Origin of the sequence: Thiorhodovibrio frisius (assembly GCF_033954835.1) — a bacterium.
GTDB lineage: Bacteria > Pseudomonadota > Gammaproteobacteria > Chromatiales > Chromatiaceae > Thiorhodovibrio > Thiorhodovibrio frisius.
This window is the reverse complement of sequence record NZ_CP121471.1, coordinates 970777-983666: the sequence shown is the minus strand read 5'-3', so window position 1 is coordinate 983666 and position 12890 is coordinate 970777. Positions and strand designations below refer to the sequence as shown.

9 protein-coding genes are annotated in these 12890 nt (G+C 62.0%); 2 read left to right on the top strand and 7 right to left on the bottom strand.

The annotated features are described in order from the left end of the window. Positions 1-26 precede the first annotated feature (26 nt). On the bottom strand, positions 27-1778 hold the full coding sequence (locus Thiofri_RS04760) for an AAA family ATPase (RefSeq protein ID WP_190275857.1): 1752 nt from the start codon (positions 1776-1778) through the stop codon (positions 27-29). Between the two features lie 464 nt (positions 1779-2242). Between Thiofri_RS04760 and Thiofri_RS04755 the strand changes: the two genes are divergently transcribed. Together Thiofri_RS04755 and Thiofri_RS04750 are read left to right on the top strand one after the other, a co-directional pair. Further along, complete coding sequence (locus Thiofri_RS04755) at positions 2243-3418, top strand: hypothetical protein (RefSeq protein WP_009150569.1); 1176 nt, start codon at positions 2243-2245, stop codon at positions 3416-3418. 273 nt (positions 3419-3691) lie between these two features. After that, positions 3692-3976, top strand: a complete 285-nt coding sequence (locus Thiofri_RS04750; protein ID WP_009150568.1) for a PilZ domain-containing protein — start codon at positions 3692-3694, stop codon at positions 3974-3976. Positions 3977-4133: 157 nt separating this feature from the next. Here the strand turns inward: Thiofri_RS04750 and Thiofri_RS04745 are convergent, their stop codons facing one another. The 6 genes from Thiofri_RS04745 to infB form a co-directional block, all read right to left on the bottom strand. Continuing rightward, on the bottom strand, positions 4134-5801 hold the full coding sequence (locus tag Thiofri_RS04745) for an alpha/beta hydrolase (RefSeq protein ID WP_009150567.1): 1668 nt from the start codon (positions 5799-5801) through the stop codon (positions 4134-4136). Between the two features lie 44 nt (positions 5802-5845). After that, a complete protein-coding gene (gene pnp / locus Thiofri_RS04740) occupies positions 5846-7954 on the bottom strand; it encodes a polyribonucleotide nucleotidyltransferase (protein ID WP_009150566.1) in 2109 nt (702 codons plus the stop codon). A 147-nt stretch (positions 7955-8101) separates the two neighbouring features. After that, positions 8102-8371, bottom strand: a complete 270-nt coding sequence (rpsO, locus tag Thiofri_RS04735; protein ID WP_009150565.1) for a 30S ribosomal protein S15 — start codon at positions 8369-8371, stop codon at positions 8102-8104. A 198-nt stretch (positions 8372-8569) separates the two neighbouring features. Next, positions 8570-9532: a tRNA pseudouridine(55) synthase TruB gene (truB, locus tag Thiofri_RS04730; RefSeq protein ID WP_009150564.1), complete on the bottom strand. Its 963-nt coding sequence runs from the start codon at positions 9530-9532 to the stop codon at positions 8570-8572. Positions 9533-9563: 31 nt separating this feature from the next. Continuing rightward, positions 9564-9995, bottom strand: coding sequence for a 30S ribosome-binding factor RbfA (rbfA, locus tag Thiofri_RS04725; protein WP_009150563.1), 432 nt, complete (start codon positions 9993-9995; stop codon positions 9564-9566). Between the two features lie 37 nt (positions 9996-10032). Next, positions 10033-12876 carry a translation initiation factor IF-2 gene (gene infB / locus Thiofri_RS04720; RefSeq protein ID WP_009150562.1) on the bottom strand — a complete coding sequence of 948 codons (2844 nt, stop codon included), beginning with the start codon at positions 12874-12876 and terminating at the stop codon, positions 10033-10035. Positions 12877-12890: the final 14 nt, after the last annotated feature.

The following is a 12890-nucleotide window of genomic DNA, read 5'->3' as shown; positions in this document are numbered from 1 at the left end:
GCCGATCTTCGCCTCTGACATGCGCACTATTCGCGCAGCGACTGTCGCACCGAATCAATCGAACGGACCCAGTACCCCTGTTCACGCAACGCGGCAGGCAACTTCTCGAGCGCGCGCTCGGCATCGGCGCGCGCGGGATAGGCACCAGCAAGCACGATCACAAAGTCCTGCGATTTACTGCGCGTCGGCACAAAACGCACATCCAGATTGCCAAATCCCGCCACATGCTGTCGTGCCGCGGCAACCGAGCGCGCGGCGGTCAGTTGAATGGTGAAATGCTCGCCCGACTGCTGCAAAATCCAGTCGCGGTCCAGCCCGCCCGATCCGCTCTCGGCACCATCCGTGCCAGCCGCACTGCTGCGCTCTGCCGAGTCCTCGGACGACGACTCGGTGCTGTCCGTCCCCGCCTGATTCCCGGCGGCATCGGGCAGCGCTGAATCGGCTCCAGCATCGGCGGCCTCAGCCGTATTCTCCGCCACTGGCTCACCGGGAAGAATCGCGGGCACATCCAGTTCGCGCCGAAGCGGCTGCTCCACAGCAGGCGCTGACGGTTGCGGCCCGACCAAGGGCACCCCCGGCGCAACAGGCACTTGCCGAGGGCGCGGAGCGACAGGTAGCTCCCTCGGCGGCAAACGCAGCGCGGGGTCTTCCCCCTCTGAACCGGGCAGTTGCCAAACAAGCGGCAGCAGAAGCGCGAGCAGGCTGAGCACTGCCACTCCCGGAACAAACCAAGGCCGATTCCACACCGGCAAAGTCTCCCCGGCTGGCGCTGCCTGGCTCTTCTTTGCGCGGGCCTTGGTTTGCCCGGAGCGTTTTCCACCCCGAGCGCGATTCTTGGCGGTGGACGACTGACCTGCGCGTGCCGCGCCCTGAGCACCATCGGGACGCGCACCACTGGATGCACCCGCACGCAGAGATTCCTTCTCAGACGACTCTAGGGCCTGGCTCGACGCATTGCGCAGCGCCTCTAGCGCAGTCATCGCCGAGACCATAGCATCGGCCGGCGCTTCCCCCCGCGCCGGAGCGGATGCCGCACTGGGTGCCTGGTCGAAGCTATCACCCTGCCCAGCGGCAAAGGATGCGCCCTGATCGCAGCATTCCTCCAGCCAATCCTCGGCCAGGGCATTGAGATACTTCGGCAGGCCGCTGCTGCTGGTATGCAGCCGATCAATTAGTTCGCGCCTTAATAGGGTATCGGGTTGCGCATGCCCGGCCGTCAGCAGGCGGTGGCGTAGATAGGCGTGCGTCTGCTCGCGATTAAAAGCGCGGAGATGGAGCCTGAGCACCTGGGCATCGGCCTCAGCATCAAGACCCGGCAGCGGGTTGGCGGCAAATGCCGGGTCGCCCACCAGAAACAAGCGCGCGGTGGCACCCAGACGCTCAAGCAACTGCCGTCGCAACGAAAACAGATGCTCCAACACAGACCCACCTAGCAGATGGGCATCGTCGATGGCCAGCAGAAGCGCCCGCCCGGCGCGCAGGCGTTCACCGAACAAATGCAGCAAGGACGCGCTTGCGTCCTCGCTGCCCAGTTGGCCCAGATGGAATCTGAGCGTGGCGTCGACTGCCTCGAAGCCGACCTTAGGCCGGGCGCGAAAAGCAATCAGATCGGTATCGTCCGCCACCAGACTCAAAATCTGTTGCAGCTGGGTACTGCGTCCCACACCCCCAGCCCCCGCCAGCACCAACACGGCGCTCGGCTCAGCTAGCGCGCGTAACCCCAGGTCCCCAAAGCCATCAAGCAGAGCATCGCGGTAGAGCGCGGAATCTTCCGGCACCGGCCCAAATGGCTCAGTTCGCAAACCAAGCTGCGTGAGGCACTCTGGAGTCAGCGACATAGCGACAAGCCACCGCCGCACGCGGCCTCGTCGGAACTCTCAAATCGGCTCTCACCGCGTGCGCGAGAGCCCGAGAGCATCATCTGAGGTTCGCAAAAAAACAGTTGATCAAAAACCATGACAGCCAAGGCAAGAAAATCACGCCACAGGGCAAGCAATGGGCGGGACACCAGCCTGCTGCCCTCCAGTCTCTCAGCGGCCAACCACTATACCTCAATGACGGCCACACCGGCTTGCGCCATCAAGGCACGCGCGGCTCGGACAGCGGTCCGGGAGGCGTTTAGGTTCTCACCATCTGACCCGTTAACCTCATTAGACCCAAAGTAGAGACGGCAGATGCAAACCGGTCGCAATCCGCCTGCATCCCTCCTTATGACACCAGTCGGACCCGGAGTGATCCACCGATGAAAATTGCCAGCTCGGACATGCTGCTGCAAAGCCAGCATAAAGCAGTCAAGGAACACGAAAGCCACGAGCGCCTGAACATGTGGGTAGGTGATCGCCCGAATAACAACGCCAACGCCAACGTCAACACCAACGCTAGCGCTCGCGCCGCTGGTCAGGCACTCGCTCAGGCTCGGGCCGATACCCTTGAACTGTCGCTGCGCGCGCAGGCCGCGCAACCGAAAAAAGCCTTTGCCCCCGCATCCGGTGCAAAAGCCTCTGGCGCAAAAGCATCAGGCGACGTCGACGAAACCCAAATGAGCAACAAAGACGAGCTAAAGCTCTCGCTGCTCAAGAAGATGATCGAGTCCATGACCGGCAAGAAGCTGAAACTGGCCCCCCCTGGCGAATTTGCCAAGAAGATGGAAGAAGCCAGGGGTAAGGCCGAGGCCACCGCTGCCGAACTCAACAGCATTCACGCCCAAGCCACTGCCCAGCCGGCCAACGACAGTGAGAACCAGAGCGCTGGCTTTGGCATCGAGTACGACTCCTACGAGCGCCACTACGAATCCGAATCCACCAGCTTCTCTGCGCAAGGACAAGTCACCACGGCTGACGGCAAAACCATCGACATTTCCGTGGAGCTGAACATGAGCCGCGAATTCCTGCGCGAGCAATCCGTCAGCATTCGCGCCGGCGATGCCCAGGTCAAAGACCCGCTGGTGCTCAATTTTGGCGGCAACGCGGCCGAACTGACCACCACGCGCTTTGAATTCGACATCGACTCCGACGGCCGTTCGGACCAGATTGCCTTTGTCGGCCCCGACAGCGGCTTTCTCGCGCTTGATCGTAACAAGGATGGCAAGGTCAACGATGGCTCCGAGCTCTTCGGTCCCGCCACTGGCGAGGGCTTCGCCGAGCTGGCCGAGTACGACGATGACGGTAATAACTGGATCGATGAAAACGACAGCGTGTATCAAAACCTGCGCATCTGGTCCAAGACCGCAGATGGAAAGGATCAGCTCGTCGGACTCGGCGAGCGCGGCGTTGGTGCCATTTACCTGGGCAATATCACCACCCCGTTTGAGCTAAAAGACCAGGACAACGCCTTGCTCGGGCAAATCCGTTCATCAGGCGTGTTTCTGTCCGAGCGTGGCTCGCCCGGCACCATCCAGCAAATCGACCTCGCTGTCTGACCCGGGCCGAGATTTTCTAGACCCACCAGCACTCAAGACGCCCCCGGCTTCGGCCTGCCTCTGGCCAGTCCGGGCGGTTTCATTGCGCGCTCGCGCACAAAATCCGTGCGCATCCCTGCCCTGACACCCGGTTTGCAGTTATCATTGCCCAAGACCAGCGGCGGCGGTCACACCGTCCTGCAGGTTGCAACACAGATTACTACTTAAACCTGCATGCATGCGCTTAATCCGCCACAGGTATGCAAGTATCGATTACAAAAAGAGGACACACCCATGATCCATGACGATGATCGCCGCGGCTTCATGCGCCTTTCAACAGAAACCACCGCCAGCATCACCCACCTCGGCAACCAGGCAACCGTGAAAGTCAAATTGATTGATCTCAGCGCGGGCGGCTGTAGCTTCTATGCCGATATGCCCCTCGCCGCCGGCGACAAGCTCGACTTCGTTGTCCACGGCGCTACCGAAAGCATCGAACCCCTGACCAAACGCGGCCATGTGTTACGCCTAACCGATGGCGAAGAAGGCAAGCTGGTGGCCTTTGCATTTGACGAATGACCTTGCGGCCTTCGCGGCCAGACACAAACCCAAGGTCTCGCCAGAGGCTTCGCACCATCCCAGCACCGCAAGCCCGGAGTTGTCACTCCGGGCTTGCGGTTGCGGGTTTGGAACATGGGGCTTGGAGGCGCGGAAACCTGGTGGCTTTAGCCTTTAATCAGGCCACGACAGGAAAGGTCGCAGTCACCGTCAGAGCAAACACCAGTGCGCTCGCTATGGCACCCAGCAAGGGCTGCCAGGTGCGCCGATAGGACAGAAAATCCAGCCAGCCGTAAACAACAAACAGCAGCAGGATCGCCGGGACGATAATCACCAGAAAAAATAACTCGTCCAGATTCAGCACCACCGCCAGCACTAGGGAGAGCAGAAACAGCACCTTGGTGAACAGCGAGGCCGCGCGGGCGCCGCCCTGCCCATGGACCAGCCAGGCATCGGCACTCGCGTAGACCAAAGTGCCGAGCAACAGCGCCAAAAAGCTCGGCAGACGTGTCAGCGGCGGGAAAAAGCTCGCCACCAGTTGATGCGTCGGCCAGCCAAAGCCCACCACCGCGTAAATTAGCCAGGCTGTGGCGCCTATCGCCAGAACGCCAGCTGTACTCGCGCGCCCCGCGCGCGCGAAGCTCGCCCCATCTGGCAGACCACCCACCAGCGCCAACGCCCCCCAGGTCAGCAGGCCGTAGAGCAGAAAATGCAGCGCCAGATAATCGCCGATCAGCAGCGGCAGAAAATCGCTCGGCACTGGCCACAGCAACAGGGGCGTCAATAAAGCTGGCATAAAGCCGGCAATGGCCAGTTTGCGCCAGCGCAAGGCCGCACCCAAAGGGCGACTGGCCATTGCCGGCAACAATAGCGACAGCGGCCAGGCGAGCAGGCAAAGCCCGGCGTATAGCCAGCCAAGCCCCGCACCCGCAGTCACAATGGCCCGCGCCGGGGGTTGCTCAGGTGTGCGCCGACCGAAACTGGCATCCAGCCAGTCAAGGGCCTCGCGCTGGGCCTGCCCATTAAAGAGCACCCCGATATGTTCCACCCCGTCGGCCATCACCAGGCGTCGCGCCCTGCCCTCACTCAGATCACCATAGGTGGTTTCTAGCTCAACCCCGGACGGAGCGACTTCTGCCATGGCCTCGAACCCCTGCTGGTGAATCATCTCGGGCTCATAGGCACCGTAGACGAACAGCAGATCAGGCGTAAAGTCCGCGCCAATCGGCTCCGATAGATAAGGCGATACGGCCACAATGGCCTTCACCCCAGGGTGCGCCTTCGCATAGTGGATCAGAATATCGCCGGCCATGGAGTGGCCGAGCAGGGCCAGACCAGCGGACTGATGCGGTTCTTCTGGAGAGTTCTGGCCAAGCGGCGATGATCCGCCAGGAAGATTCTGCCCTTGGGCAAAGGCAACAGCCTGAGTCAGGGCGTCAAGCAGAGAGCTCAGACGCTCTGGAGAACCCAGACCGCCTCCAAGCGGCGCCCCGTGGGTACCATGACCGGGAAAATCGAAGCTTACCGCCCGATAGCCATTTCGCGCCAGATTGAGCGCAAAGGAGCGCATCAGTTGGCGTGAGCCGGCGAAGCCGTGCGCAATAACGACAGTGGGCCCTGGCACCGAGGCGCCCTGACCTTCATCATCCTGCCGTGGCTGATAGAGTGTCAGAGGCAGGTCGCCAACCCGCGCCTGCGACACCTCGACCCCTGAGGACATGCCAAGCAAGCGCGTGCCACCATAGAGCAATGCGGCCAGACCCAGCAGCAGCGCCAGCCAGTGCCAAGCCCGCCAGCACGGTCGTCCATGCTGGGAGCTGACTGTTTCAGTCGTCGTTAAAGACACGGCTCGCTGATCTGTCCTCGCCTATTCCCGCCCAGGGACTTGAACTACTCAGCCGGAGCGGCGCGTTCCTCATCGCTCAGCGCCTTCATGCTCAGGCGAATGCGGCCTTGCTTGTCGACCTCCAGCACCTTGACCCGCACATGGTCGCCTTCCGAGAGCTTGTCGCTGACGCTCTGCACCCGTTCCTCGCAGATTTGCGAGATATGCACCAGACCATCGCGTCCGGGCAGGATGGTGACAAAGGCGCCAAAGTCCATCAGGCGCGCAACCTTGCCCTCGTAGATCTTGCCGACTTCGACATCAGCGGTGATCAGGCGGACGCGCTTTTTCGCCTCTTCGCCAGCGGACTTCTGCACCGAGAAGATTTTGACCACGCCATCGTCGTTGATGTCGATGGTGGCGCCAGTTTCCTCGGTGATTGCGCGGATGGTGGAGCCACCCTTGCCGATGACATCGCGGATCTTTTCCGGATGGATCTTGAACTCGATGATGCGCGGCGCATGCTCGGACATCTCAGAGCGATGGTGGTCGATGACCTTATTCATCTCACCGAGAATGTGCATCCGGCCATCTTTGGCCTGCGCCAGCGCCTGCTGCATGATCTCGCGGGTGATGCCCTCGATCTTGATATCCATCTGCAGGGCGTTAATCCCCTCGGCGGTACCTGCCACCTTGAAGTCCATGTCGCCGAGGTGATCCTCGTCGCCCATGATGTCAGTCAGCACGGCAAACTCGCCGCCCTCTTTGATCAGACCCATGGCCACGCCAGCCACTGACCCTTTAATAGGCACGCCGGCGTCCATCAACGACAGACTGGTGCCGCAGACGCTGGCCATGGAGCTGGAACCGTTGGACTCGGTAATCTCCGAGACCACCCGCACTGAGTAGGGAAACTCCTCAATGCTCGGCATGGCGGCCATCACGCCGCGCTTGGCCAGACGACCATGGCCGATCTCGCGCCGCTTGGGGCTACCGACCCGGCCGGTCTCACCCACGCAGAAGGGCGGGAAGTTGTAATGCAGCATGAAGGGCTCGCGCCGCTCGCCATCAAGGGCATCGATGATCTGCGAATCGCGCTCGGTGCCGAGCGTGGTGACCACCAAGGCCTGGGTCTCGCCACGAGTAAAGAGCGCCGAGCCGTGGGTGCGCGGCAGCACGCCGGTGCGAATGCTGATGGGACGCACAGTGCTGGTGTCGCGGCCGTCAATGCGCGGCTCGCCACGCAGAATACGCCCGCGCACAATGGATTTTTCCAGCTTCTCGAGCGCGGCATAGACCAGCGCTTGCGGCCACTTCTCATCCTCTCCGGAAAGCTCGGCGTAGACCGCATTGCGCACCCGATCGAGCGCGCGATAGCGTTCCATCTTGTCCTTGATGAGATAGGCCTCGCCCAAACCATCGGCGGCCTGGGCCGCAACCGCTTGCGCCAGTTCGGCATCGGTCGCCGCCGGGGTCCACTCCAGAGGCGGCTTGTTAACCTCGGCTGCCAGTTCCTTGATGGTATTGATGACAACCTGCATCTGCTCATGACCAAAGAGCACAGCGCCGAGCATGACATCCTCGGACAGACCGCGCGCCTCGGACTCCACCATCAGCACGGCTTGTTCGGTCCCGGCAACCACCAGATCCAGATCGCTGTCTGGGGTCAGGCCGATCATGGCTGGATTGAGCAGGTATTCCCCATTCTTATAGCCCACGCGCGCGGCACCGATAGGCCCATTGAAGGGCGCGCCCGAGATGGCCAGCGCAGCGGAGGCGCCGATGAGTGCGGGCACCTCTGGATTCACTGCCGGATTGAGCGACTTGACCGTGGCGATGACCTGCACCTCACGGCCAAAGCCATCGGCGAACAGCGGACGGATGGGGCGGTCGATCAGGCGTGAGGTGAGAATCTCGGCCTCGCTCGGGCGCCCTTCACGACGAAAAAAGCCGCCTGGGATGCGCCCGGCGGCATAGGTTTTTTCCTGATAATCGACGGTCAGCGGCAGAAAGTCTTTTTCGACAGTCGCGCGTTTGTCGATGACCACCGTGACCAGGACCACGGTGTCGTTCATATTGACCATGACCGCGCCATCGGCTTGGCGGGCGATCTCGCCGGTCTCGAGCGTTACGGTCTGATCCCCGTATTGGAAAGTCTTGGTGATATGAGTCACTGGAAATAAGCCTCGTTAGGTCTGAAAGGGGGGCTGACTGCGCACCAGCGTTTGCCGTGGCGGCAACGGCCCGGCGATAACGGGCCAGAGCGGTGCGCCGGCCCGCGCTCGCAACGCTTGGGGCCGGCACCATGGAAGGATGCGCAATTAACGACGAAGGCCGAGCGTCTGGATCAGCGCACGATAACGGTCGATGTCCTTTCTTTTCAGATAGTCCAGCAACTTGCGTCGGGAATTAACCATGCGGACCAGACCGCGACGGGAATGGTGGTCGTGTTTGTGCTCGTTAAAATGCCCGGTCAATTGCTTGATGCGCGCCGTCAGCAGAGCGACCTGCACCTCGGGTGAGCCGGTGTCGTTGGTGCCGCGGGCATGCTCGGCGATAACCTGTCTTTTGTCTTCCGCAGTCATTGTCATTGTGTGTCTCCTTATCTGTTGAATACTTGGCCGCGAATGCTCCGCTGTGCGAAGCCCGCTGTTTCCCCAACAATGACTTCAGGGAAACCGGCCCAATAGCGATAATGTCTCATCAAATTCAGCGCGCAGTTTAGGCGATTTTCGTCGAATCTCATACCGCCTTGAACCGCCCGCCCGGCTAAAAAATCTTGTCTGGCTTCAGACCAGTCGCTTTGGCTGCACCCGGCCGTCGTCGAGAATGCTGCCCACCCCAAGAAAGCGCTCTGACTGGTCATAGAGTCGCACCATGCCCTCGGTCGGTGCCTGCGGCACCAGCACCGGCTGCCCCTGCCCCAGGTAAAAGGCTGCATCAGCGGACAGGCGCAGCGCCGGACAGTGGCCCAGCGCGGTATCGAGCGAGAGCAACAAGGCATCAAGGGTTTGCAGCCGCTCGTGCAAGGGCGGCGCGCTGCCATCCTCGGCATCCGCGTCCCGGGCCGCATCGGCCAGAGCTTGCAGCTCATCCATGGTGACAAAGCGGGTGTCGCCCTCAATATAAGGGCCGACGCCGGTGCGCCGCAGACCAATGACATGACCGCCACAGCCTAAGCAGTTGCCGATATCCTCGGCCAAGGTGCGCACATAGGTGCCCTTAGAACAATGCACATCGAGTTCCAGATCCGGCAAAGCAAAGCTCGTCAACTCAAGGCGGTGAATGCGAATCGCGCGCGGCTGGCGCTCAACTTCCCGTCCCTCGCGCGCGAGCTTGTAGAGCCGCTGGCCCTGGTGCTTCACAGCTGAATACATGGGCGGGAGCTGCTCGATGTCGCCAACAAAGCGCTCGATACAGGCCAGCACGCCAGCTTCGGTCACCCCATCAGTCGGTCTGCGTTCGAGAATCTCGCCCTCGGCATCTGCCGTGGTCGTGGTTTCGCCCAGGCGCACCCGCACCCGGTAGCGCTTATCGGCATCAAGCAGAAAGCTTGAAAACTTGGTGGTATGGCCGAGGCAGATCGGCAACAACCCAGTGGCGAGCGGGTCGAGGCTACCCGTGTGCCCTGCCTTGGCCGCATAGAACAAATGCTTGACTCGCTGGAGCGCGTGATTTGATGTGTCCCCTAGGGGCTTATCGAGCAGCAGAATGCCCGCGACCTTGCGGCCTTGTTTACGTCGTCGTGCCATGGAATGCTGTCAACTTAGGTAATTCGGGGGCTCAAAGGCCCGCCGCGGCGTCATCGGTAGCAGCGATTGCATCCGCGTCGGTCTGATGCTCTGGCGGAATCGCAGCGACAGCCTCGTCGATCAGGGCGCTCAGTTGCTCGCCATGGTGAATGGACTCGTCATGGACGAAGTGCAGCTGAGGAATGGTGCGCAGGCGTTCAGTGCGGGAAAGTTCGTGGCGCAGAAAGCCAGCCAGCGGACCATTCAGCAGCGCCTCACGCGCGGCGGTTTCCTCATCAAGCGGGAAACAGGTGAAATAGACCTTGGCGTGGGAGAGATCGCGACTGACCCGCACCTCTTGGATTGTGACACTGCCAAGCCGGGGGTCTTTCACCTCCTCGCGCAGAATCACTGTCAGCGAGCGCATCAGCTCGGCGCCGACACGCTCGCTGCGCTGAAAATCCCGGCCACTGTCGCGCGTCATTGCGTGACCTGACGGCTATGGCAACACCGGAGCGCACTCATAGCACCCGCGCCCGCTCGGTGCGCTCAAACACCTCGACCTGATCGCCAACCTGGACATCGTTGTAGTTCTTCACGCCAATACCGCATTCAGTGCCGGCCTTGACCTCAGAGACGTCGTCTTTGAATCGGCGCAGGGACTCGAGCGCGCCTTCATAGACCACGACATTGTCGCGCAACACCCGGATCGGGCTATTGCGACGGATCACGCCCTCGATGACCATGGAGCCGGCAATGGCGCCAAACTTGGACGATCTGAACACGTCCCGTACAGTAGCGAGCCCGATGATCTCCTCGCTGATAATGGGACTCAGCAGGCCGGAAATGGCCTTTTTGACATCGTCGATTAGCTCGTAGATGACCGAGTAGTAGCGCAAATCCAGGCCTTTCTCCTCGATGGTGCGCCGCGCTGCGGCATCGGCGCGCACATTAAAGCCAAGCAGAATGGCGTTGGAGGTAATGGCCAGATTGGCATCGGACTCGGTCAGACCGCCGACACCGGAGCCGACAATACCCACCTTCACCTCGTCGTTGCTGAGCTTGACCAAGCTGTCTTTCAAAGCCTCAAGACTGCCCTGCACATCGGCCTTCAATATGAGATTAACGCTCTTTCGTTCACCAGCCTTGAGCTGCCCGAAGAGCGCATCCAGACTGGCGACGCCCTGGGCGTCGATCTTCGACTGGCGCTCGCGCGTGGAACGCAACTCGGCGACCTCGCGTGCGCGCTTTTCGTCCGCCACGCTGATAACGTCGTCACCGGCGTTGGGCGTGCCCGATAGCCCCAGAACCTGCACTGGAATGGAGGGGCCTGCCTCCTGCACGGCACGGCCGGTTTCGTCGAACATGGCGCGCACCCGGCCGTACTCGGAGCCGCTGACAATCATGTCGCCGGCTCTCAGGGTACCCGACTGCACCAGCACGGTCGCCACCGGACCACGGCCCTTCTCGAGGCTCGACTCCACAATGGCGCCATGCACCGAGCCGCCGACCGGTGCTTCAAGCTCCAACACCTCGGCCTGCAACAGAACAGCGTCGAGCAGATCGTCAATGCCATCACCGCTTTTCGCGGAGACCTTGACCATCATGGTATCGCCGCCCCACTCCTCAGAGACCACCTCGTGCTGCGAAAGCTCCTGCATCACCCGGTCGGGATTGGCATCCGCCTTGTCCATCTTGTTGATGGCGACCACCAGCGGCACCTTGGAGGCACGCGCGTGCTGGATGGCCTCAATGGTCTGTGGCATCACGCCGTCATCAGCGGCCACCACCAGAATCACCAGGTCGGTCACCTCGGCACCACGCGCGCGCATGGACGAGAAGGCGGCATGGCCCGGGGTGTCGAGAAAACAGATGGTGCCGCGCTCGGAGGTCACATGATAGGCACCGATATGCTGAGTGATGCCCCCGGCCTCACCGTCAGCCACCTTGGCGCGACGGATATAGTCGAGCAATGACGTCTTGCCATGATCGACATGGCCCATAATGGTGACGACAGGGGCGCGCGGCACACGCTCGGCCTTTTCGTTCTCGGCTTCGAGATAGGCGAGCAAGGTGTCCTCGACGTCGTGATCCTTGGCTTCAACCGGCGTGTGGCCCATTTCCTCCACCACAATGGTGGCGGTGTCGCGATCAAGCAATTGGTTGATGGTGACCATCACGCCCTGCTTGAACAGTTCCTTGACCACCTGCGAAGCCTTGACCGACATGCGCGAGGCAAGCTCGCCGACCGAGATTGCCTCGGGGATTTCGACCTCGCGCACCACAGGCGCGGTCGGGCGCTGAAAGCCATGCTTGTCCTGGAGTTGCGCCTTGGCGGGTTTCTTGCGCCGACGCACCGCCGGGCGGCTGACAACCACCTCCTCGTCGCTGGTCTCCTCCGCGTATTCAACCTCGGCATCAAGCCGCTTGGCCCGCCCGGGCTCTTTGCGCGCGCCTTTCTTGGCCGGCTTGTCCTTGTCGGCCAGCTTATCCTTGTCTTTTTCCCCGCGGTCTTTCTCTCCGCGCTCCTTATCCCCACGCTCAGCGCCTTTCTTGCTTGGCTTGCGCGCGCGGCCCTCGTTGCTGTTGCTCGGGGTGTCGGGTTCTTCCACTGGCGGCAGCGCCTCGCCGGCGACCTCGTCGCTGTCGTCAAGCTCGCCCGCAAGGCGAGCCTGTTCGGCCTGCTCATCAGCCAGGCGACGCGCTTCCTCATTCGATTTGCGACGTTCTTCCTCGGCGCTGCGGCGGCGCGCCTCAGCGGCACGCTCCTCGCGCTCGAGTTCCTCGCGCTCAGCCAGGCGCCGCGATTCTTCCTCCGCACGGCGCGCCTCGAGTTCGGCCCGACGGCGCGCATCGGCGCCTGGATCGCGCCCGCCCGCCATGTTGCCGCTACGCGCAGGCTCGGCACTATCGACGCGGCGCCGACCAACCGGCTGCTCGAGCGTCTGGCGCTCGCTGCCGCGCGCGGCCGCAGGCGCCGCGCCTTCAGGCTCACCACGGCGCACATAGGTGCGCTTGCGTCTGACTTCGACACTGACTGTTTTGTTTCCGGCCGTCTTGTTACCCGCACGCGAGCTGACCGTCGGTCTTGAACCGCTCGCTGGGCGCTGAGCGGCTGGCGTCTGGCGCAACTCGCTGACCGACTTGCGCTTCTGGGTGACGCGGCTGGGTGACGCGGAATCGTCCTCGCCCTGCTTGCCGTGGCTGCGGCGCAAGAAACCAAGCAGTTGGACTTTTTCCTGCTCGGTAATGGTTGCCTCAGCATTGGCCGCGGCAATGCCGGCCTCGTGCAACTGCGTAAGCAGCCGCTCTTCGGGGATTCCAACGGTGTTGGCCAGCTGTCTGACCGTGACTTCGCTCGTCATTCGCACCTCCGCGG

Excerpts from the sequence above, each read along its gene's own strand:
- rpsO (WP_009150565.1), bottom strand. The coding sequence starts at position 8,371 with ATGACAATGACTGCGGAAGACAAAAGACAGGTTATCGCCGAGCATGCC.
- Thiofri_RS04755 (WP_009150569.1), top strand. The coding sequence starts at position 2,243 with ATGAAAATTGCCAGCTCGGACATGCTGCTGCAAAGCCAGCATAAAGCA.
- infB (WP_009150562.1), bottom strand. The coding sequence starts at position 12,876 with ATGACGAGCGAAGTCACGGTCAGACAGCTGGCCAACACCGTTGGAATC.
- truB (WP_009150564.1), bottom strand. The coding sequence starts at position 9,532 with ATGGCACGACGACGTAAACAAGGCCGCAAGGTCGCGGGCATTCTGCTG.
- rbfA (WP_009150563.1), bottom strand. The coding sequence starts at position 9,995 with ATGACGCGCGACAGTGGCCGGGATTTTCAGCGCAGCGAGCGTGTCGGC.
- Thiofri_RS04750 (WP_009150568.1), top strand. The coding sequence starts at position 3,692 with ATGATCCATGACGATGATCGCCGCGGCTTCATGCGCCTTTCAACAGAA.